The organism is Marinobacter sp. VGCF2001 (assembly GCF_049943275.1).
Lineage (GTDB): Bacteria > Pseudomonadota > Gammaproteobacteria > Pseudomonadales > Oleiphilaceae > Marinobacter.
The window spans coordinates 13189-33250 of the sequence record NZ_JBNFVX010000016.1 but is presented as its reverse complement, the minus strand read 5'-3'; the positions used below and the strand labels follow the sequence as shown (position 1 = coordinate 33250).

The 20062-nt window shown below is 59.4% G+C and carries 20 protein-coding genes; 13 read left to right on the top strand and 7 right to left on the bottom strand.

Features of this window, described 5'->3' with window-relative positions; genetic code table 11:
* Positions 1 to 191: 191 nt before the first annotated feature.
* Positions 192 to 980, top strand: coding sequence for an acyl-CoA thioesterase (locus ACP2AU_RS13970; RefSeq protein ID WP_426376813.1), 789 nt, complete (start codon positions 192 to 194; stop codon positions 978 to 980).
* Positions 981 to 988: 8 nt separating this feature from the next.
* Here ACP2AU_RS13970 and ACP2AU_RS13965 read toward each other — a convergent pair whose 3' ends face one another.
* The 3 genes from ACP2AU_RS13965 to ACP2AU_RS13955 all read right to left on the bottom strand — a co-directional run bounded on the left by ACP2AU_RS13965 (position 989) and on the right by ACP2AU_RS13955 (position 2698).
* Entirely contained in the window at positions 989 to 1888 is a 900-nt protein-coding gene (locus tag ACP2AU_RS13965; protein WP_426376812.1) for a haloalkane dehalogenase, read from the bottom strand.
* A 123-nt stretch (positions 1889 to 2011) separates the two neighbouring features.
* Complete coding sequence (locus tag ACP2AU_RS13960; RefSeq protein WP_426376811.1) at positions 2012 to 2263, bottom strand: hypothetical protein; 252 nt, start codon at positions 2261 to 2263, stop codon at positions 2012 to 2014.
* 84 nt (positions 2264 to 2347) lie between these two features.
* A complete protein-coding gene (locus ACP2AU_RS13955) occupies positions 2348 to 2698 on the bottom strand; it encodes a hypothetical protein (protein WP_426376810.1) in 351 nt (116 codons plus the stop codon).
* A gap of 132 nt (positions 2699 to 2830) precedes the next feature.
* Here ACP2AU_RS13955 and ACP2AU_RS13950 point away from each other — a divergent pair, with 132 nt between their 5' ends.
* Together ACP2AU_RS13950 and ACP2AU_RS13945 are read left to right on the top strand one after the other, a co-directional pair.
* Entirely contained in the window at positions 2831 to 3913 is a 1083-nt protein-coding gene (locus tag ACP2AU_RS13950) for an AI-2E family transporter (RefSeq protein WP_426376809.1), read from the top strand.
* A gap of 116 nt (positions 3914 to 4029) precedes the next feature.
* Positions 4030 to 4434, top strand: a complete 405-nt coding sequence (locus tag ACP2AU_RS13945) for a peptidoglycan-binding domain-containing protein (protein WP_426376808.1) — start codon at positions 4030 to 4032, stop codon at positions 4432 to 4434.
* A gap of 64 nt (positions 4435 to 4498) precedes the next feature.
* On the opposite strand, the gene ilvD is transcribed toward ACP2AU_RS13945, so the two are convergent.
* On the bottom strand, positions 4499 to 6334 hold the full coding sequence (gene ilvD / locus ACP2AU_RS13940) for a dihydroxy-acid dehydratase (RefSeq protein ID WP_426376807.1): 1836 nt from the start codon (positions 6332 to 6334) through the stop codon (positions 4499 to 4501).
* 155 nt (positions 6335 to 6489) lie between these two features.
* On the opposite strand from ilvD, the gene ACP2AU_RS13935 reads away from it, so the two are divergent.
* Together ACP2AU_RS13935 and ACP2AU_RS13930 are read left to right on the top strand one after the other, a co-directional pair.
* On the top strand, positions 6490 to 7743 hold the full coding sequence (locus ACP2AU_RS13935) for an HDOD domain-containing protein (RefSeq protein ID WP_426376806.1): 1254 nt from the start codon (positions 6490 to 6492) through the stop codon (positions 7741 to 7743).
* A gap of 41 nt (positions 7744 to 7784) precedes the next feature.
* Positions 7785 to 8363 carry an LON peptidase substrate-binding domain-containing protein gene (locus tag ACP2AU_RS13930; RefSeq protein ID WP_426376862.1) on the top strand — a complete coding sequence of 193 codons (579 nt, stop codon included), beginning with the start codon at positions 7785 to 7787 and terminating at the stop codon, positions 8361 to 8363.
* A gap of 7 nt (positions 8364 to 8370) precedes the next feature.
* On the opposite strand, the gene ACP2AU_RS13925 is transcribed toward ACP2AU_RS13930, so the two are convergent.
* Genes ACP2AU_RS13925 through ACP2AU_RS13915 form a run of 3 tightly spaced genes read right to left on the bottom strand, consistent with a single transcriptional unit; the run spans position 8371 to position 11830 of the window.
* Positions 8371 to 9822, bottom strand: coding sequence for a VTT domain-containing protein (locus ACP2AU_RS13925; RefSeq protein ID WP_426376805.1), 1452 nt, complete (start codon positions 9820 to 9822; stop codon positions 8371 to 8373).
* Positions 9819 to 10817 carry a GGDEF domain-containing protein gene (locus ACP2AU_RS13920; protein ID WP_426376804.1) on the bottom strand — a complete coding sequence of 333 codons (999 nt, stop codon included), beginning with the start codon at positions 10815 to 10817 and terminating at the stop codon, positions 9819 to 9821. Before ACP2AU_RS13920 ends, ACP2AU_RS13925 begins: the two co-directional genes overlap by 4 nt.
* On the bottom strand, positions 10814 to 11830 hold the full coding sequence (locus ACP2AU_RS13915) for a GGDEF domain-containing protein (protein WP_426376803.1): 1017 nt from the start codon (positions 11828 to 11830) through the stop codon (positions 10814 to 10816). Before ACP2AU_RS13915 ends, ACP2AU_RS13920 begins: the two co-directional genes overlap by 4 nt.
* A gap of 138 nt (positions 11831 to 11968) precedes the next feature.
* Between ACP2AU_RS13915 and ACP2AU_RS13910 the strand changes: the two genes are divergently transcribed.
* The 8 genes from ACP2AU_RS13910 (at position 11969) to ACP2AU_RS13875 (ending at position 20062) form a co-directional block, all read left to right on the top strand.
* Entirely contained in the window at positions 11969 to 13225 is a 1257-nt protein-coding gene (locus tag ACP2AU_RS13910; protein WP_426376802.1) for a glutamate-5-semialdehyde dehydrogenase, read from the top strand.
* Between the two features lie 4 nt (positions 13226 to 13229).
* Positions 13230 to 13880, top strand: a complete 651-nt coding sequence (gene nadD / locus ACP2AU_RS13905; RefSeq protein WP_426376801.1) for a nicotinate-nucleotide adenylyltransferase — start codon at positions 13230 to 13232, stop codon at positions 13878 to 13880.
* A gap of 93 nt (positions 13881 to 13973) precedes the next feature.
* Complete coding sequence (rsfS, locus tag ACP2AU_RS13900; RefSeq protein ID WP_426376800.1) at positions 13974 to 14324, top strand: ribosome silencing factor; 351 nt, start codon at positions 13974 to 13976, stop codon at positions 14322 to 14324.
* 2 nt (positions 14325 to 14326) lie between these two features.
* Complete coding sequence (gene rlmH / locus ACP2AU_RS13895) at positions 14327 to 14797, top strand: 23S rRNA (pseudouridine(1915)-N(3))-methyltransferase RlmH (protein WP_426376799.1); 471 nt, start codon at positions 14327 to 14329, stop codon at positions 14795 to 14797.
* An 8-nt stretch (positions 14798 to 14805) separates the two neighbouring features.
* Positions 14806 to 16713, top strand: a complete 1908-nt coding sequence (gene mrdA / locus ACP2AU_RS13890) for a penicillin-binding protein 2 (protein WP_426376798.1) — start codon at positions 14806 to 14808, stop codon at positions 16711 to 16713.
* Entirely contained in the window at positions 16703 to 17845 is a 1143-nt protein-coding gene (gene rodA, locus ACP2AU_RS13885; RefSeq protein ID WP_426376797.1) for a rod shape-determining protein RodA, read from the top strand. The genes mrdA and rodA overlap by 11 nt, the downstream gene beginning before the upstream one ends.
* Before the next feature lie 109 nt (positions 17846 to 17954).
* Entirely contained in the window at positions 17955 to 18842 is an 888-nt protein-coding gene (locus ACP2AU_RS13880; RefSeq protein WP_426376796.1) for a septal ring lytic transglycosylase RlpA family protein, read from the top strand.
* Between the two features lie 56 nt (positions 18843 to 18898).
* Positions 18899 to 20062 carry a D-alanyl-D-alanine carboxypeptidase family protein gene (locus ACP2AU_RS13875; protein ID WP_426376795.1) on the top strand — a complete coding sequence of 388 codons (1164 nt, stop codon included), beginning with the start codon at positions 18899 to 18901 and terminating at the stop codon, positions 20060 to 20062.

Below are 20062 nucleotides of genomic sequence, written 5' to 3'. Positions count from 1 at the left end.
CTCGGTATTCGGAGGGTATCGCACTGCGGATACAGTGCATGATTTTGTTGCATTATAGTCGCTTTGAGGAGTCTTTTATACGGCTATTGTGCGGCAATCGATAGGTAGTTGCCGGTGCTGGCCTATTGTCAGCCTCCCGTAACTGGTGCAGTCTTGTCGGTTTGCAAACTAATGAACAGGAATTCAAGCAGATGACCTTCGACGCAATTCTCAACAATGTCCGTCATAGTGGTGAAGCCGTGATTCCGCCAGACTGGGGCCAGGGGCGTGCCACCTTTGGTGGTCTGGTTGCCGCTCTGGTCTTCGAGGCGATGGCCGCCAAGGTGACCGAGGGCCGGGCCATGCGGGCGCTTCAGGTATCCTTTGTCGGGCCCGTGGAGCCCGATGTTCCGGTCCGCGTCGAGGCAGAGATCCTGCGGGAGGGTAAGGCGGTATCCCAGGTTCAGGGGCGGATCATCCAGAACGGCGAACCACGGCTGGTATGCCTGGGCAGTTTCGGCGGTGGCCGCGAGTCGGCTGTCCGGGTGGCACCAACGCTCGCGCCGGAAGCAACGCCTGCCGACCAATGTCAGTCGCTGCCGCATATTCCGAAGGTGACGCCCGAGTTTACCCGTCATATAGAAATGCGATGGGCGTTTGGGCATATGCCGTTTTCAGGCAAGGGCGGCCGTGAAATGGGCGGCTGGATGAAGTTCAGGGAAGCCCCCGAACGTATCACGGATGCTCATATTGTCGCGCTTGTCGATGCCTGGCCGCCGGCGTTGCTACCGCACCTGAAGGGGCCGGCGCCGGCAAGTTCGTTGAGCTGGGCGCTGGAAATTGTTCACCCGCGGCCGGACATCAAGCCGGACGATTGGCTTTTGTATCGGGCTACGATCGACCAGGCCGACGCCGGATATGGCCATACGCACGCCGGAATCTGGACCGCAGAGGGCGAGTTGGTGGCGCTCAGCCGGCAAACCGTCACAGTGTTTGGCTAATGCAGTCGTCAGGCCGCCATTTCGGCTTTAAGCGCATCCAGGATGACCCGGGCAAACTGGCGAGGTGAGTCCTCTTGCAGGAAGTGGCCGCCATTCAGGGTAATGTGCGGCTGACCAAAGGCACCGGGAATGCGCCTTTGCATGTAGCGGTCGCCGCCCCGGGTAATCGGGTCGCCACTGCTGAAGCAGGTAATGAAGGGTTTGCGCCATTTCTCCAGGGCGCGCCAGGCCTCACGGTTGGCAGCACTCGCCGGATCGTCTGGCGACATCGGTACCAAGGCCGGGAAGGCCCGGGCGCCGGCTTTGTATTCTGGCGAGGGGAAGGGCGCCTCATAGGCTGCCATTTCCGCCGGGCTGAGCGAACGCTCGGTGCCGAGCTGGACGATTTTCCCTATCGGGAACCACGGGCTATGGCTGGCGAAGGCTTTCCACAAACGGAATACCGCCGGTACCCGGCTATCGCCCGTCGGCAGCATTCCGTTGCCTACGATGATCCGGCTGAACCGGCGATGATGTTCTGCCGCCAGCCTCAGGCCCAGCAGCGACCCCCAGTTCTGGCAAATCAGCGTGGCGTTGGTCAGGTCCAGTGTTTCGAGCCAGTGAGCCAGCCATTTCATGTGATTGTCGTAGCTGTAATCGCCGATGTCTGCAGGCTTGTCTGACTTGCCGAACCCGATAAGGTCCGGAGCAAGCACGCGATGGCCGGCCTCTGCAATCAGCGGAATCATGTGCCGGTAGAGGTACGACCAGGAGGGCTCTCCGTGCAGCATCACAACGGGCGCAGCGGCGGCGGGGCCTTCATCAACGAAGTGCATCCGCAGGCCGGGCTCGACATCAAGATAATGCGCTGGAAAAGGATAATCCGGAAGGCCTGCGAAGCGGGCTTCGTCGGTTCTCAGAATACGCATGCCATCGACTGTCCTGACTGAGTGGTTGCGTGATTATCGGAACGACAATCGTCAATGGGTCAGGATAAAGCAGATGGGCGTTTTGTGTGTTTGAGTTGCGTAACAGAGCGTTGCCGCTTTGAATCAGGATGCGATATCAAACAGCCGTTCCGGATTGTCGATGCCTTCCAGCGCCTGATCACAGCAGTTCACCGCGCCGCAGTCGTCCGCGGAGCACAGTCCGATCGTGTTGCATTCCAGTGGCAGGCGGGCTTCGCCCTGATTCCGGAACATCCGGGTGCGCGACAGGATCGAGTGGCAATGGCCGCACAGCAACGTGGGCACCGCGCTGCCTTCGGTCAGTATTGCGATGTAATGATTGGTTTCTGTTGTCATGGTTGTCCTCCTTATTTTACTACCGTATAGACCAAGTGTGACCGTTCCGTGTCAGTTGGGATCAGCTCAGCACAGGTATACGCATCACGCGTCAGGGTCGACCACTGGCCGGCGGTTTGAGCGCTTGTCTTCCCAGTCGAGTTCCGTCGGGTCGTACCACCCCAGGCCGTCCAGAACCCGTTTACGGGTGAGCGCAGACAGTGTTGGCCACAGCTCCTGGAAGTCTTCCAGGCCCCGGTCCCTCAACCGTTGCTGTTTGCCCCGGAGCCGGCTGATGGTTTTCGGCAGGTTCAGGGCTTCGCCGAGTTGGCCGGGCACCAGCACATCCTGCCCCATGACCTTGCGGCGATGGGTGCGGGCGGCCAGGACCTTCTGAAGTTCCAGCGCGGCCTCCAAGGCGCTCTCCACGGTAAAGTTGTCTGCTTCCAATGACATATCCTGTATTGTCGGCTGATCAATAACCCATCACTATAACCCGAACTCCGCCACAGTGGCCACGCTATCGTGGTAGTCTGCTATGTCGTGACAGCCCCGGTTGGGCGTGTTCCCTCACAGGATTCAGATTCTATGTACGCTAAACTTGAGACACGGACTTTTCTGGCGATGCTTCTTGGGGTGTCGCTTGCGTTCATTCTGCTGATGAAGCCGTTTTTCGGGCCGATTTTCTGGGCGGTCGCCATCGCCCTGATTTTTCACCCGGTGCAGCAGTTGCTGGTGCGCAGGTTTGGTGATCGTCCCACGCTGAACGCCCTTATCACGTTGTTTGTCTGCATGGCGATTGTGGTCATTCCCGTGCTGGTGCTGGGAGCGGCGCTGATTGCGGAGGGAATGGGGATTTACCAGCAGATTCAGGCCGGGGAAATTCGCCCGGGCGAGTATATTGATCAGGTTAACCGTTCCTTTCCCGCCATTCAGGCCTTTCTGGCCCAGTTTGATGTCAATTTTGCCGATCTGAGAGACCGGGCTGTCAGCGCTTTCCTGGGAGGCAGCCAGTTTCTGGCTAAACAGGCCTTGGGGATCGGGCAGAATACTTTTCAGTTTTTCCTCGGGTTGGCATTGATGGTTTACCTGGCGTTTTTTCTGATACGTGATGGTCAGAAACTGACGGAACTGATGATCCAGGCGCTGCCGCTGGGCGATGAGCGCGAGCGTCTGCTGTTTGCCAAGTTTGCCGAAGTCACCCGGGCCACGGTCAAGGGCAACTTGCTGATCGCCATTATTCAGGGCGCCCTCGGCGGACTGATTTTCTGGATTCTGGGCATCACCGGGGCTTTGCTATGGGGCGTGGTCATGGCCATTGTTTCTTTGCTGCCGGCGGTGGGCGCGGCGATTGTCTGGGTGCCGGCGGCAGTCTATCTCGCGGCGGTCGGCGACCTTGTACCGGCCATCGTGCTGACGGTGTTTGGTGTGGTGGTGATCGGACTTGCCGACAACCTGCTCAGGCCGGTTCTGGTGGGGCGTGACACCAAAATGCCGGATTATCTTGTGCTCTTGTCGACTCTGGGTGGTATTGTGATGTTCGGCATTAACGGCTTTGTTATGGGGCCTCTTGTGGCTGCCCTGTTCATGGCGTTCTGGGGCATTTTTATCCGTGAATTCGGGCAGCCGTCAACCGCGGATGCGGATAAACGGGAGAATGGCCCGGCTTGAGCTCGTTAAATTGTGATATGGTAATTTGCACGCCAGCACGTATGCTTGGGCGTCACACTATAAAAACAGATCAGCAGATGTCACAGAGATATCCAGGAGTAGATCAGGTGAGAATCATGAAAACAGTCACCCGTCATATCGGCAAGACGGCGTTGGCGGCCGGAGCGGTCGCCCTGCTGGGGATGACATCCGTCGCACAGGCCAACGATGTGGTTGCGCTCAAGCACGCACTGTACGGGGCGGGTTACGATGTTACGAATGTCGACCCGGCCATGGACGACGCAACCCGGTCGGAGTTGACCCGCTTCCAGAAAGAAAATGGCCTTGCGGCCACCGGTATTCTTAATGAAGAAACCGAAAAAGCCCTGGGTTTGATTACGGTACAGCAGGCGGCGGCGAATGCGGGGCAGGCGGCTCCTGCATCGACGGCGCAATCAGCGCCTGCCGAGCCGGCACCGGCAGAGTCCTCTGCAGAAGACACCATTGAAGAAGATGATGACGGTGGCTGGTCGCTGTGGTAACAGCACCGAGAAATAAAAAAAAGCCCGTAGAGCAAACGCTTTACGGGCTTTTTTTTGGCTTTGCTCAGTCGAGTTTGCTCAGATCCCGCACGGCACCTTTATCGGCGCTGGTCGCGAGCAATGCGTAGGCTTTGAGGGCCGCAGACACTTTCCGGTCACGGGCGAGCTCGGGTTTCCAGCCTTTGGCATCTCTGGCTTTGCGACGCTGGCCCAGTTCTTCGTTGCTGACCTGGACATTGATGGCGCGATTGGGGATGTCGATCAATATGGTGTCGCCATCTTCGATTAATCCGATCGCGCCGCCAGCTGCGGCTTCTGGCGAGGCGTGGCCAATGGAGAGCCCGGAGGTCCCGCCCGAAAAGCGGCCATCGGTGAGCAGCGCGCAGTCTTTACCCAGCCCCTTTGATTTCAGATAGCTGGTCGGATAGAGCATCTCCTGCATACCCGGCCCGCCTTTCGGCCCTTCGTAGCGAATAATCACCACGTCACCGGCCTGCACCTCGTCGCCCAGAATGGCGGCGACGGCAGAATCCTGGCTCTCGAAAACGCGTGCCTTGCCTTCGAAGACATAGATGCTTTCGTCAACACCCGCAGTCTTAACCACGCAGCCATCCTGTGCGATGTTGCCATAAAGCACCGCCAGACCGCCTTCCGAAGAATAGGCATGATCCACGGACCGGATACAGCCCTCGGCCCGGTCTCCGTCCAGGCTCGGCCAGCGAGTGTTCTGGCTGAACGCGGTCTGGGTCGGAATGCCCGCCGGGCCGGCTTTGTAGAATTCCACGACTTCGGGGGTCGGAGAGCGCATGATGTCCCAGGTCTCCAGCGCTTCACGCATGGTGCTGCTGTGAGTGGTGGGCAAGTCCGCGTTGACCAGGCCGCCGCGCTCCAGTTCTCCGAGAATGCCCATGATGCCACCGGCCCGGTGGACATCTTCCATATGGTATTTAGGGCTGTTTGGCGCCACTTTACAGAGCTGGGGCACCTTTCGGGATAGGCGGTCGATATCTGCCAGGGTGAATTCGACGCCGCCTTCCTGGGCTGCGGCCAACAGGTGCAGAATCGTGTTGGTGGAGCCGCCCATGGCAATGTCCATGGTCATCGCGTTTTCGAACGCCTCGACAGAGGCAATGCTGCGAGGCAGAACACTGGCATCGTCCTGCTCGTAATAGCGCCTGGCGTTCTCCACAATTTGTCGGCCGGCCCGAAGGAACAGTTGCTCCCGATCTGCGTGGGTGGCCAGCATGGAGCCATTGCCCGGAAGCGCCAGACCAATGGCCTCGGTCAGGCAGTTCATGGAGTTGGCGGTAAACATACCGGAGCAGGAGCCACAGGTGGGGCAGGCGCTGCGTTCGTATTCAGCCACCTGTTCGTCACTGGCGTTCGGGTCGGCGGCGATGACCATGGCGTCGACCAGATCAAGCTTGTGCTCGGACAGTTTCGTTTTACCGGCTTCCATCGGGCCGCCGGACACGAAGATGGTGGGAATGTTCAGGCGCATTGCGGCCATGAGCATACCCGGGGTGATCTTGTCGCAGTTGGAGATGCAAACAAGCGCATCGGCGCAATGAGCGTTGGCCATGTATTCCACGGAATCGGCAATAATTTCCCTGGACGGCAGGGAGTAGAGCATGCCGTCGTGCCCCATGGCGATGCCATCGTCCACGGCAATGGTATTGAACTCTTTGGCAACGCCGCCGGCGGCTTCGATCTCACGACACACCAGCTGCCCGAGGTCTTTCAGATGAACGTGCCCGGGTACGAACTGGGTAAAGGAGTTAGCAACGGCAATAATGGGTTTGCCGAAGTCCTCGTTCTTCATGCCGGTGGCACGCCAGAGGGCGCGCGCACCAGCCATGTTACGGCCGGCGGTGGATGTGTGTGAACGATACTGGGGCATGGTAGACGGCTCTCTCCCTGTGGCATTGGACAGTATTGGAAAAAACAGAGGATAACAGATTCGACGAGCCTGGCATGGCTGTTTTCACGAGTGGTGATTACAATGCGTAACAGAGGTTGCCTGTTTTTAAACCGCAGTTCAGAGGGAGTCTGCCTATGGGAGGCCAGGAAAGCCTGCCGTTACGTCGTCTGAAACGTTTTCAACCGCTGGGTCGTCTGACCGATGACCAGCTTGTGTTACTGGCCAGCCGGGCGGAGCGCCGGACCCATGGGCCGGGGCAGCGAGTGATGGAGCGTGGCGTTCGCGATGGGCTGGACTATTTTTTGCTCGCCGGCATCGTGGAACTGGAATCCGTGGATGGCCGCAGGACGACGATCGACGCGGAGACCGACAAAGCGCTGAACCCGGTAGCCCGGCTTCAGCCGAGGATGTATGACGTCACCGCCGTTAAACCCTGCGAATTTCTGGTGGTCGAGCAGGAAATTCTGAACCAGATGCTGCGCACGGCGCCCATCTCGCAGCTGGAGATGGACTCGTCGGATGCCGACGAAGAGCAAAGTGAAGAGCATCACCTGTTGATGGAGTTTTACTCGGAGCTGCGCTCAAACCAGGTGCAGCTGCCCAGTGTGCCGGATGTGGCATGGAAGGTTCGGAGGGTAGTCGACCGGGAAGACTCCTCGGCCACCGAGGTGGCCTCGGCCGTGTCGGCGGATCCGGCGATGGCTGCCAAGCTGGTGCGTTCCTGTAACAGCCCGCTGTATCGCGGTTTCAGTGACGTCCGCAATGTGCGCGAGGCCGTCGTAAGGCTGGGGATGCGCACCACCCGGCAACTGGTCACGGTGTTCGCCATGCGTGAAGTTTTCAAGACCCGCCGGGCATCGTTGCAAAGAGAAATGGAACAGCTGTGGCGCCACTCGCGGGAAGTGGCCGCCTTGTGCTGGGTGCTGGCGGATCACGTGACCCGTATTGATCCTGAGGAAGCCCTGCTGGCCGGTTTGCTTCACGACATCGGGGTGGTCCCGGTGCTGGTGCAGGCGGAGCATCACGTGAATCTGTTTGCCGATGAAAAAAATCTGCATCACGCCATGGCTGAATTGCGGGCGGATGTGGGATGCGCTGTCCTTGAGAACTGGTCCTTCCCGAAAGCGTTCCTTGAGGCCGTGCGTCACGCGGAGGACTGGCATCACGAGTGCCCGGAGGCCGCGCCCCAGCTGGCGGATGTGGTCATCGTGGCGCAATTGCATTCAATGATCGGGTCGAGCCAGAACCGGGGCCTTCCAGAGTTTGACCAGGTGCCGGCGTGGCGGCGTTTGGGGGAACTGCAGCTGAATGCATCCAGAAGCCTGCAATTGCTGAGTGAAGCCCGGGAAAGGGTGGACGAGGTGCAGAAGCTGTTGTCGATACGATAACCCGCATAATCAGGAGCCGTCAGGCAGTGACCGATAACTTTATGAACGTACCCTTGTTTCCCCTGAATTCCATCATTTTGCCTGGCGGGCGAATTCCGCTGCAGCTGTTCGAGCCGCGTTACCTCGATATGCTCACCCGATGCCTGAAAGAAGACCGCGGTTTTGTTGTGGTGTTGCTGCGGGATGGCGGGGAAACCGAGGCCCGTGCTGCGTTCTACGACATGGGCACCTACGTGCGCATTATTGATTTTCAGCAACTTGATAATGGTCTTCTTGGAATCACCGTGGAAGGCGATAGCAAGGTGACGGTTGTCCGCACCTGGCAGCAAGAGGATGGCCTGAACGTAGGGGATGTCGAGACGCTGATTGACGAGGCGGAAAGCGCGGTTCCCGAGCGTTATCACGAGTTGCCGTCGGTGCTGCATGCGCTTTGTCGGCATCCGGTGGTCAAGGATCTGGAAATGGATGTGAATTATGACGATGCCCGTCATATTGGCTGGCGCCTCACGGAGCTTTTGCCGCTGGACAAGCAGGAAAAACAGCGCCTTGCTGAGCTCCAGGACCCTCTGGAGCGCCTTGACCGCCTGCAGCAGTTACTGGAAGCGCTCGAGCAGGATTAGTGCGCTGTCAGGGTAGCGGCGTGTAGTTGAGGATCGCAGTGTCCCAGGTAATCATCATGTAAGCGCCCACAAACGCCAGCCAGCCGGCCCCGGCGAGCCAGGTCAATGCGTCCGGGCTGAGTGGAACCCGGTCGTACCGACTGTAGCTGGCGCGGATGGCACCAGTGATCGCCAGGCCCAGCAGCAATCCACCGAGCACATCGGTGACCCAGTGAACACCGAGGTAGAGCCGGCTCAGGGCGACCGGCAATATGGGCAGGGACAGGAAAAGATACTGTTGCCAGCGCTGGGTATTGCGATTTTCGCTGGCAATGAAGCTGGCGGCGAGCGTTACCAGAACCGTTATTCCAGCGGTATGCCCGCTTGGGTAGGCGCTCGAGTCCGGAGCTGAGAGCACTTCCTGTGGCCGGCTGATTCCGACGCCTTCCTTCAGCAACCAGACACTTACGGCCGTGGCCGTGGCGGCAATGGCGATATGGACGGCAGCGGCGTAATAGCCCCGGAACGACAGCACGAGAACCGCAAGCACGGCAGCCGCCAGCAGCACGGGCGGATCCCCCAGCAGGGTGAAGGCAATCATCGGCAGATCCAGCAATGGTTGCCGTAACGCGCCAAACCAGAGCAGTACTTGCTGGTTCACGAATTTTATCTGGTCCGTGACTCCCACCAGTTGAGCCAGGGCCACGAAAAGCGCAAGGGTCGTGATGGTCAGCAAGAGCGACGGCAGGGGGAATTCGCCCTGGTGCGAGGGCCGTTCGTTGCTGTAAAGCCGCCAGAAACGGTGGGTGGTGTCGTATTGGGCCATTCTGGATTCCAGCCACCCATACAACCAACTGCCTTCTCCCACGCCCAGTCGCACCCGCAGCACCACCAGATACACCACAACCAGCGCGGCACCGCTGGTCGCCAGAACCAGGTAGAAGTGAGGTGGTGGCTTGATCTCGTTGGCGAGTGCCGAGCCCACGAAAAAACCCGGCAGAATATACACAAGAGCCCAGCCAACCGCCGAGAGCAGATTAAAGCCCAGAAAACGCTGCCAACTCATGGTGAGCGCTCCGGCAATCAGCGGGATAACCGGTCTTATCGGGCCAACAAAACGGCCAATGACGACACTTTTGCCGCCATGAGCCCGAAAGAAGGTTTCGCCACGGGCGATAAGGCGGGGATATCGGCTGAAGGGCCAGACTGTGTTCAGTCGCCCCTGCAGCAGTCGACCGATCGCGAAACTGATGACATCGCCAACCACGGCGCCAAGCCCTGCCCAGAGCAGGGCCTCTGACAAGGGCAGGCCGCTTTTCCCGGCCAGGGCGGCAAACGCGAACAACAGGGCCACCCCGGGGACAATGATGCCGGCAATCGCCAGAGATTCGATCAGAGCCGTCAGGAACAGGGCAGCGACTAACCAGCCGGGGTTGCCTGCGACCCAGTCTGTGAGCTCGTTCAGCCAGTTTTCGGTCATGCCTTGACGGGCTCTCCCGGGCTGTACCAGGCGGAATCCGCCCCCCGTTTCCGGGCTTGCTGCATGGCCGCCAGCGAACGGTCACGCAGTGAATGCGTGCTGGTGTCGCCATTGCCCCGTGTGGTGCAGCCCAGGCTCACCGAAATCTTGCCCACCTCGGGCCAGTCATGTTCGCTGAGGGTCCGGCGAATACGTTCGGCAATCACCCGGACACCTTCCTCCGGCGTAAACGGCAGTATCAGGAAAAAATCCGAGCCATTGATGCTGTAGAGAGAATCGCCGGCGCGGATGATGTCGAACAGGGTCCCGGTGATGTGGCGCATCAGTGTATGCATACCCGGTTTGCCGTGAAGGTCGCGGATCTCATCGGCATGGTCCACGCTCAGGCTGACGACTGACAAGGCGTGGCCGGTGGCAATAGCCCGACTGATCTCTTTTTGCAGGGTTTCGTCCAGAAACCGCGCGTTATGGGCCCCGGTGACCGGGTCTGTGATGGCGAGGTCCTGGGCCGACTGCGCCATGTGGTCATAGTGCCAGATATACATCGCCGTGATCGCCAGCAAGGCCAGCAAGCCGATTGTGGTGAGCAGTGCGGTGGCCGCAGGGCCCGACAGCCAGGTCACCACCAGTACCGGTGCCAGTAGCAGGGCAGAGAGGGTGAGCCCGTGGCGTAACGGCAGAATGAGGAGGTTCAGCGATAGTAATGGCATGGCCCAGTGGCTGATGCCCGGTGCGTCCATGGTCAGGACACCGGCAATAAGGCCGCTGTTCAATCCGGCCAGGATGATCAGGTGCCCGGGTGCCGATAACTGTTGGCGCCGGCATAACCAGGTATACACCAGCCCGCCAAGCAGCAGTGCCGTCATGGCCAGAGCCAGATAGAATAACTGATAAAAGCCGTAGCGAAGATTCTGCAGCGCCAGGGCTATGGTAAACAGTGCTGCAAGACTGTAGCCGGCGGCATGAGTCCAGGTTCTGAGCCGTGTCTCGGTCATTGGTGGCCCCCCGAGGCTGGATGCTCACCGGCGCTGTTGGGCGCGGCGGGATTGCTGTAGGTCTGTGTGCGGTTACCGCCCTGTTGCTGGGCGCGGCGCAGGGCATTGGCCACACTTTGTTGCAGGCTGTCGGCGTCGTCTCCGATGTTAAGGCCGGCGACGCCAGTGCTGACGGTCAGTTTCAGGCCATGAGAGGCCAGCAGTGTGCAAAGGCCTGCTCGAACCTGCTCGGCGGTGCGGGCAGCTTCGGCCGTGTTGGTGCCGGGAAGTATCACCAGAAACTGCAAATCGGCGACCCGGTAGTAAGTGTCAAAGTCCCGCAGCTGGGAATGCAGGTAACGGCCAATCCGGGGCAGAATGGCCCGGATGTCTGCATCCGGATCGACATCGCTGAGGTGGGTATCCAGCCCGATCATCATCACCGACATATGAGTGCCTTCCCGCTCGCTGCGCTGGATTTCTTTGTGCAGATCGGCTGAAAGATACTCCCGGCTGGCGGCCTGGGTCAGTTCGTCGGTACGGCGCAGCGGAGCCAGCTGGCGGGATTTGTACTCACGCATGAACACCAGTATCGCCCCGAGGAGGGTGGTGAGCACCAGGGCGGTCATCATCTGGTGGCGGTCCGGAAGGGCAACCGCCCATTGGGTTCCGGCCAGCACGAAAAACATGAACGCCAGCGTGACGGGGGCGGCAAGATAAACCGGTGCCATCGCGAACAGCACCAGAGGCAGCGCATAAAGCCAGTGGCTGAGAGACCAGGGCCCGGTCCAGATGGCGGCAACCAGGGCCAGCACCAGCGTGACCAGGAAAAAAGCCCTCAGTTGCGTCCAGGGCCGGCCCTGGCGGTCCTTGCCCCGGTGCGTGCCAGCGAGGCACAAGCCGGCAGCAGCGGCCGCTGCAACGCCTGCCAGCAACTCTCCCGCGGCCAGACAAAGCCCGGTGGTAAGGCCAAAGGCAATGAACCCGCTGCGGGAAAACTTGCCGGGGAGAAATTTTTCGGCGGTTTGGGGCATTGGCTCTGTCCTTCGCTGGCGCGTCCATGAAATCCTGTGCAGCGCTATAATAGTCGTTTGGGGTGCGGACTTGAAACGGGAAAGGTAAAGTAACCGCCTCTTGTGTCGGAAAACGTTTGCATAACGGAAGGTAAATCAATGGATGTAGCAACCTACATGTCGGAGCTCGGACAGCAGGCCAGGGCCGCTTCACGGGCCGTCGCGCGCGCCTCCACGGCGGAACGGAACCAGGTACTTCTGGCCACTGCCGACGCCCTTGATGCCGCCCGCGCAGAGCTTGTGACGGCCAACAGCAAGGACCTGGAACGCGGCCGTGAAAATGGCCTGGACAGCGCAATGCTGGACCGCCTCGAGCTTACCCCTGACCGGGTTGATACCATGATTGAAGGGCTGCGCCAGGTGGCAGCACTGCCGGACCCTGTGGGCGTGATCAGTGATATGACCTACCGTCCATCAGGCATTCAGGTGGGTAAAATGCGGGTGCCATTGGGGGTCATCGGCATTATTTACGAATCAAGGCCCAACGTGACCGTCGAGGCGGCCAGTCTCTGCCTGAAATCCGGTAACGCCACTATTTTACGCGGCGGGTCTGAAGCCATCCATTCCAACCAGGCCATTGCCCTGTGTCTCAAACAGGGGCTGGCTGCCGCCGGGCTGCCGGAAGCGGCTGTCCAGGTGGTGAATACCACGGACCGCGCGGCCGTGGGAGAGCTGATTACCATGCCGCAATACGTGGATGTCATTGTACCCCGCGGCGGCAAGGGTCTGATCGAACGCATCAGCCGCGACGCCCGGGTGCCGGTGATCAAACACCTGGATGGTGTTTGTCATGTCTACATCGACAGCCACGCGGACCCTGAAAAAGCATTGAAAGTGGCGGTTAATTCGAAAACCCAGCGTTATGGCACCTGCAACACCATGGAGACCCTCCTGATTGATCAGGAGATCGCCGGGGACCTGTTGCCGTTGCTGGCGGAGCAGTTCCGCAGTAAATCGGTAGAACTCCGGGGATGCGAGCAGGCCTGTGCCATTGTGGGAGACATTGTTCCGGCCACCGACGCGGACTGGCACGCGGAGTATCTTGCGCCGATTCTCGCGATTCGGGTGGTCGCGGGGCTTGACGGTGCTATCGAGCACATCAACCACTACAGTTCCCAGCACACCGAAAGCATCATTACCGAAAATTACACCCGGGCCCGCCGGTTCCTGACAGAGGTGGATTCGAGCTCCGTTATGGTGAATGCGTCAACCCGGTTTGCTGACGGTTTCGAGTATGGTCTGGGGGCCGAGATCGGTATCTCTACAGACAAAATTCATGCCCGTGGGCCGGTTGGTCTCGAGGGGCTGACGTCGCAGAAATACGTGGTGTTCGGCGACGGACACGTTCGGGTATAACGTCGTGCACGTGATCTATGGCGGGACCTTTGACCCGATTCATCACGGTCACCTTCGGCTGGCACTGGAGGTTTCCGAGGCGTTGTCGGTAGCCCGCATCCACCTGGTGCCCAGTCATATTCCGCCTCACCGGGGCGAGACCGGCGCAAGCGCGGAGCAACGGCTGGAGCTGATCCGGCAGGCGATTGCCCCCGAGCCGGCCCTGGTCCTTGATGAACAGGAAGTGCGCCGGGGCGGGGCATCGTTTACGGCCGATACACTTCGACATTTGCGTGCCGAACTTGGCCCGGATTGCCCGCTGGTGATGGTTGTGGGGACCGATGCGTTCTCGTCGTTTCACCGTTGGCGGGAGTGGGAGCAAATACCCGAACTTGCTCATATCGTGGTGGTGCAGCGGCCTGGCTCAGAATTGCCCATGGGCAGTGAAGCTGCGCGAATCCTGGAAGAGCGTCGCGCGGGGTGTCCGGCTGACTTGCATTCCCGCCCGGCCGGTTTTGCGCTGGAACTGGCCCCGCCGTTACTGGACATTTCTGCAACCGGTATCCGGCAACGTATTGCGGCCGGTCGCTCGGTGCGTTACCTCACTCCGGACGTCGTGTGCCAGAACATTGATGCCTGGAAGCTTTACGGTGCCCGGAGCGGCCAGGTGCGTTAGGAGTTATTCACAGCAGTCTTTGATGCTACAATCGCGTTTGAATAACATTGATCGGGTGGCCATTCCGGCCGGTACCCGTACAACAGGGTAATTATGCAGGCTGAACAACTGAAAGATCTGGTCGTTAACGCACTGGAAAATATCAAGGCCCAGGATATTAGCATCATTGATGTTCGCGACCGCACCAGCGTGACCGATTTTATGGTTCTGGCATCGGGTACCTCCAACCGGCACGTCAAATCCCTCGCGGATTCGGTGGTGATCGAAGCCAAAGAGCAGGGCGTCAGAGCCGCAAATGTCGAGGGTGATGGTGGCAGCGACTGGATTCTGGTTGATCTGGGTGATGTCGTTGTTCACGTAATGATGCCCGCGACCCGGGAATTCTATGATCTGGAACGCTTCTGGCGGGATGCTCCGGATCTTGGTGCTGCAGGTAGCGAATAGTTATGCGCCTGCGTCTGATCTGTGTAGGGCAGAAAATGCCCGACTGGGTCAGTGCGGGGTACAACGATTACGCTCGCCGGATGCCGCCTGAGTTGCCCCTCGAACTGACTGAAATCGCCACGGCCCACCGGGGTAAAAATCCGGACATTCCGCGGCTGATGCAGCGCGAGAGCGATGCCATCCTGTCTGCGCTGGGCCCCCGTGACCGCGTGGTGGCACTGGAAGTGGGCGGTCGTCCCTGGTCGACGGAAAAACTGGCGTCGCAGCTGGAAAACTGGCAGCAGGACGGCCAGGACGTGGCCTTTCTGGTGGGCGGCCCGGACGGCCTTGCAGAGGCCTGCCGCCAGCGGGCGGACCAGCAGTGGTCGTTGTCTCCCCTTACCTTGCCCCATCCTCTGGTCAGAATTGTTCTGGCCGAACAACTGTACCGGGCCTGGACCATCACCCGTAATCACCCATACCACCGGGCCTAGGACATTACATGGCCTGGGGCGAACTGAAAAATACCGCTGCGGAGCGCCGGCTGTTTCAGCGACGGGCGCTGGTCATGCTGATGTTTGTCATGCTGTTGATGGCGGGCTTGCTGGCCCGGATGTATCAGCTGCAGATTGTCGAGCATGACACCTACACGACCTTGTCAGATAAAAACCGCGTTCAGGTGCAGTCGGTGCCGCCGCCCCGGGGGCTGGTCTATGATCGGAACAACGTTCTGCTGGCGGAGAACCGGCCCGTCTTCACCCTGACGGTCACACCGGAGCGGGTTGGCGACATGGATGATACCCTGGCTCGCCTGACCAGCGATCTGAGTATTTCTGATGAGGACCTGGAGCGGTTTGAGCGCCGGTTGCGTGAACCCAGGCGTCCGTTTCAGGCCATCCCCCTGAGTTACGACCTCGACGAAACCGAAATGGCCCGCCTGGCAGTGAACCGACATCGCTTTCCCGGTGTTGAGGTAGAGGCGGAACTTGTGCGTTATTACCCGCACAGTGACTTGACGGCCCATGTGCTGGGATTTGTCGGCCGTATCAACCGGGAAGAGCTGCAGCGCATCGATCCGGTCAATTACGCCGGCACCAACTACATCGGAAAATCCGGTATTGAGCGTTTCTATGAAGCGGCTCTGCACGGGGAAGTGGGCTATCAGCACGTTGAAACCAATGCCCGGGGCCGTATTCTCCGTGTCCTCGAACGCGTGAACCCGGTGCCCGGTGAAGATCTTCAGCTGCAGCTGGATTTGCGCTTGCAGCGCCGTGCCTATGAACTTCTGGAGGGGCGGCGCGGTGCCATTATCGCCATTGAGCCGTCGACCGGAGGCATTCTGGCCCTGGCCAGCGTGCCCGGGTTCGATGCCAACAAGTTTGTGACGGGCATCAGTGTCAAAGATTATCGTGCGCTCAGCCAGAGCATTGATAAGCCGTTGTTTAATCGCGCCCTTCGGGGGCAGTATCCACCGGCATCCACCATCAAGCCGATGATGGCGGTCGCCGCGCTGGACAGCGGCGTAACCGACAAGGACCGGCGAATCTGGGACCCCGGGTATTTCCAGTTACGAGAGGGCGGCCGGCGGTTTCGTAACTGGAACCGGTCGGGCGATGGCTGGGTGGATCTGAAGTATTCCATGGCCAGGTCTAATGATGTTTATTTTTATGAAGTCGGCGCGGATATGGGGGTAGACGTGATGTCGGACTACCTGGCCCGCTTTGGTTTCGGTGAAGACGCCACGCTGGACGTCTCCGGCGCCTTGAATGGTCTGCTGCCGACCGCAGACTGGAAACGGGCAGTGAAAAATGAACCCTGGTACCCCGGAGACTCGGTGAACATGAGCATCGGCCAGGGATTTTTACTGGTAACGCCCATGCAGCTAGCGACGGCGACCGCGCTGATAGCCAATCGGGGGGACTGGGTGGAGCCGAGATTGCTGAAAGACGTCCGGGGCGATCGTCCGGTGGAAGAGCTGCTGCCCGAGCCGACCCGCGAGCCTCTGCAACTGAAGGACCCGGAAACCTGGGAATACGTGGTCGATACCATGGAAGAAGTAATGCACGGTGCCCGGGGCACCGCGAGGCGGGCGGCTCAGGGTGCCAGTTACCGGATGGCCGGAAAGACCGGTACCGCGCAAGTGTTCAGTCTCGCTCAGGATGAAGAATACGACGAGGAGCAAATCCGTGAACGGTTACGTGACCATGCCCTGTTTGTCGGATTTGCCCCGGCCGAGGCTCCGGAAATTGCGGTCGCTGTTATTGTTGAAAACGGTGGGGGTGGCAGCAGTGTTGCGGCCCCGGTTGCCCGGGCATTGTTTGATGCCTGGCTGGAAGAGTTTCCTTCTGACGAGCCTGCCTCCGTGGTGAGCGATTCGGGGCTGGCAGAGGTGAACGCCGATGGCCGGTAGTCATCTCTGGAGTGGGCAAAGTCGCAGCGAACTTGGCCGGCCTCGCAGTGTCTGGTCGGCGCTGCATCTGGACCCGGTGCTCCTCGGGCTTTTGCTTGTGCTCGTTGGGGGCGGCCTTTTCGTTCTATACAGTGGCGCCGACCGGAATATCGAGGTGGTGAAAGCCCAGGGTATTCGCCTTGGTGTCGCGTTTGTCGTGATGTTCGTGTTTGCCCAGCTAGACCCTGCGGTGTTCCGTCGCTGGGCGCCCTGGTTGTATGGCATGGGGCTGGTTGGACTGGTGGCCGTGCTGGTGATGGGGGTGGGGGCCAAGGGTGCCCAGCGGTGGTTGGCGTTGCCCGGCCTGCCCCGATTCCAGCCCTCGGAGTTCATGAAACTCGTTGTGCCGATGATGGCCGCCTGGTATTTGTCGCGCTATTACCTGCCACCTTCTTTCCCCCGCATTATGGCAGGGCTGGTAATTGTTCTGCTTCCCATGTTTCTGATTATCCAGCAGCCCGATCTTGGTACTTCTCTGCTGGTGGGGATGGCGGGCATTTTCGTGGTGTTCTTTGCAGGCATCAGCTGGAAGCTGATTGCTGCCTTCCTTGCCATGGTCTCTGTGTCAGCCCCGCTGATGTGGTTTTTTGTCATGCGGGAGTATCAGAAGCAGCGGGTGCTGACACTGCTGGACCCTCAGAGTGATCCGCTCGGCGCCGGCTGGAACATCATTCAGTCGAAAACGGCCATTGGTTCCGGCGGGCTCGAGGGTAAGGGCTGGTTGCAGGGGACTCAGTCCCATCTTGAGTTTTTGCCCGAGAGCCACACAGACTTCATCGTCGCGGTGCTGGCAGAGGAGTTCGGATTTGTCGGAATGCTGATACTGCTGGCGGTGTACTTCCTGATTATCCTGCGGTGTCTGTATATTTCGGTGACCGCTCAGGATTCGTTCAGTCGCCTGGTGGCGGGTGCTCTGACCATGACGTTCTTCATCTACATTTTTGTCAATATCGGCATGGTGAGCGGGCTATTACCGGTGGTGGGAGTCCCTCTGCCGCTGATCAGTTACGGCGGTACGTCCAGTGTCACGCTGATGGCCGCGTTCGGGGTGTTGATGTCCATTCATACCCATCGCCGGATGATCACGGCCTGAGCGGGTAATGATGGCCACCCGGTAATGGTGCAGAGGTCAGGGAACCCGTTACAATATTGACGGTCAGTAGTGGCGGTTTTCATACACTGGGTTGGGGTAGCAAACGGACATGATCAGGCTTTCAGAAAAGCGGCTTCCCGCACTGGCTCTAGTCGCACTTCTGGCAGGCTGCGCCAGCAGCCCTGAGGTTGATCATTCCTCCCGTTATACCCTGAAACAGGATCGGGCGCCTTCCGGCAGCTTTGATGCCACGGGCCTGGCCGATGCGGTTCCCCGCTACGAGGCCCCTAGAACGGCGGGTAACAAATCGCCTTATACCGTCTGGGGCAAGCGCTACCATGTGCTCGACAGCAACGAGGGGTATGTGCAGCGTGGCACGGCCAGCTGGTATGGCGAAAAGTTCCACGGCCACAAAACCTCCAACGGCGAGATTTTCGATATGTATGCCATGTCTGCGGCACACAAGTCGCTGCAGATACCGGGGTACGCTCGCGTGACCAACCTGGATAATGGCCGCTCAGTGATCGTGCGGGTGAATGACCGGGGGCCCTTTCATGGTGACCGGCTGATTGATCTGTCCTATGCTGCAGCCAAGAAGCTGGGTTACCAGTCACATGGAACGGCGAGAGTGGAGGTGGCGGCCATCACCATTCGCCCCGACGGCCGTATGTTCCTGGCGGGAGCTCCCTTCGGTCCGGCCGGAACGGCATCGCCTGAGGTGTCTTCGAAGCCGGCGGCAACGGTACCTGCGCCTGGCGATGCGCTGTTTGTGCAACTCGGTGCTTTCAGCCAGCGGGACCCGGCTGAAGCCATGCGCGAGCGCCTGAAAGGCGTGCTGGAAAACCCGGTGAGAGTTCGTGAAATTACCACGGATAATGGCCGCTTCCACAGGGTCCAGGTAGGACCGTTCAATAATGAGGTCGACGCGCGTTACGCACAGGATTTGCTTGAATCCAGAGGGTTCCGGCAGTCTATCGTTCTGACCGATTCGCACTGAACCGATTGAGTTCAGAATTCCATAAGACATACATCTGACGACGAATGAAACTATCCATGGCTTTTAAAACTGTTACGCGAACCCTGTTTCTGGTTTTCTCCCTGTTGCTGATGACTGGTCAGGCCTCGGCCCAGGCCGTACTGATCCCGTCGCCGCCGCAGATTGCCGGCAGTTCCTGGGTATTGATGGATCCGCTCAGCGGGCGGGTGATCATGGAGCACAACAGCCATGAGCGCTTACCCCCGGCCAGCCTGACCAAGATGATGACGGCCTATATCGTCGAGCGCGAGCTGGACGAAGGGCGGATCACTATGCAGGACATGGTGCCGATCAGTGTCAAGGCCTGGCGCACCGAGGGGTCCAGAACCTTTGTGCAGGAAGGGACGTCTGTACCGGTGGAGGCGCTCCTGAAAGGTGTCATTATCCAGTCCGGCAACGACGCCTCGGTGGCGTTGGCGGAATTTGTTGCCGGCAGTGAGGGCGCGTTTGTTGACATCATGAACCAGCAGGCGCAGTTGCTGGGCATGAAGGACAGTCATTTTGAGAATGCGACCGGCCTGCCGTCGGCCGACCATTTCTCAACCGCCTACGATCTCGCCATTCTGGCACAGCACATTATTCAGGATTACCCCGAGAATTATCCCCTGTACGCGCAGAAGCATTTTACCTACAACAACATTCGCCAGCCCAATCGCAACAGCCTGTTGTGGCGTGACGACAGTGTCGATGGCCTGAAAACAGGGCACACCCAGGAAGCCGGTTACTGCCTGGTCGCATCGGCAAAGCGAAATAACACCCGTCTGATCGCGACGGTGATGGGCACAAGCAGTGCCGAAGCCCGGGCTCAGGAAGTACAGAAGATGCTGAATTATGGCTTCCGGTATTTCGAAACGGCGCGCTTGTTCGGAGCCGGTCAGGAGCTGATGTCTTCGCATGTTTGGGGTGGGCAGGTCAATTCTGTGTCTGTTGGAATGCCCGAGGATGTGTACGTCACCATTCCCCGCGGTTCCCGTGACCAGTTGGAGTCGGTTGTTGATCTTGATTCTGTGATCAAAGCACCCATTAAAGTCGGAGACGAGCTTGGCCGCGTTCGCGTGGTGCTGGACGGTGAAACCGTGGTGGATGAGCCTGTCCTGGCGCTGACTGAAGTGCCCGAGGGCGGGTTCTTCAAGCGCATCTGGGATGCCATCAAGCTATTTTTTGTTCAACTGTTTAACTGA

Bases quoted from the DNA above. Each gene is read 5' to 3' on its own strand.
- ACP2AU_RS13970 (WP_426376813.1), top strand. From the start codon at position 192: ATGACCTTCGACGCAATTCTCAACAATGTCCGTCATAGTGGTGAAGCC.
- ACP2AU_RS13965 (WP_426376812.1), bottom strand. From the start codon at position 1,888: ATGCGTATTCTGAGAACCGACGAAGCCCGCTTCGCAGGCCTTCCGGAT.
- ACP2AU_RS13960 (WP_426376811.1), bottom strand. From the start codon at position 2,263: ATGACAACAGAAACCAATCATTACATCGCAATACTGACCGAAGGCAGC.
- ACP2AU_RS13955 (WP_426376810.1), bottom strand. From the start codon at position 2,698: ATGTCATTGGAAGCAGACAACTTTACCGTGGAGAGCGCCTTGGAGGCC.
- ACP2AU_RS13950 (WP_426376809.1), top strand. From the start codon at position 2,831: ATGTACGCTAAACTTGAGACACGGACTTTTCTGGCGATGCTTCTTGGG.
- ACP2AU_RS13945 (WP_426376808.1), top strand. From the start codon at position 4,030: ATGAAAACAGTCACCCGTCATATCGGCAAGACGGCGTTGGCGGCCGGA.
- ilvD (WP_426376807.1), bottom strand. From the start codon at position 6,334: ATGCCCCAGTATCGTTCACACACATCCACCGCCGGCCGTAACATGGCT.
- ACP2AU_RS13935 (WP_426376806.1), top strand. From the start codon at position 6,490: ATGGGAGGCCAGGAAAGCCTGCCGTTACGTCGTCTGAAACGTTTTCAA.
- ACP2AU_RS13930 (WP_426376862.1), top strand. From the start codon at position 7,785: ATGAACGTACCCTTGTTTCCCCTGAATTCCATCATTTTGCCTGGCGGG.
- ACP2AU_RS13925 (WP_426376805.1), bottom strand. From the start codon at position 9,822: ATGACCGAAAACTGGCTGAACGAGCTCACAGACTGGGTCGCAGGCAAC.
- ACP2AU_RS13920 (WP_426376804.1), bottom strand. From the start codon at position 10,817: ATGACCGAGACACGGCTCAGAACCTGGACTCATGCCGCCGGCTACAGT.
- ACP2AU_RS13915 (WP_426376803.1), bottom strand. From the start codon at position 11,830: ATGCCCCAAACCGCCGAAAAATTTCTCCCCGGCAAGTTTTCCCGCAGC.
- ACP2AU_RS13910 (WP_426376802.1), top strand. From the start codon at position 11,969: ATGGATGTAGCAACCTACATGTCGGAGCTCGGACAGCAGGCCAGGGCC.
- rsfS (WP_426376800.1), top strand. From the start codon at position 13,974: ATGCAGGCTGAACAACTGAAAGATCTGGTCGTTAACGCACTGGAAAAT.
- rlmH (WP_426376799.1), top strand. From the start codon at position 14,327: ATGCGCCTGCGTCTGATCTGTGTAGGGCAGAAAATGCCCGACTGGGTC.
- mrdA (WP_426376798.1), top strand. From the start codon at position 14,806: ATGGCCTGGGGCGAACTGAAAAATACCGCTGCGGAGCGCCGGCTGTTT.
- rodA (WP_426376797.1), top strand. From the start codon at position 16,703: ATGGCCGGTAGTCATCTCTGGAGTGGGCAAAGTCGCAGCGAACTTGGC.
- ACP2AU_RS13880 (WP_426376796.1), top strand. From the start codon at position 17,955: ATGATCAGGCTTTCAGAAAAGCGGCTTCCCGCACTGGCTCTAGTCGCA.
- ACP2AU_RS13875 (WP_426376795.1), top strand. From the start codon at position 18,899: ATGGCTTTTAAAACTGTTACGCGAACCCTGTTTCTGGTTTTCTCCCTG.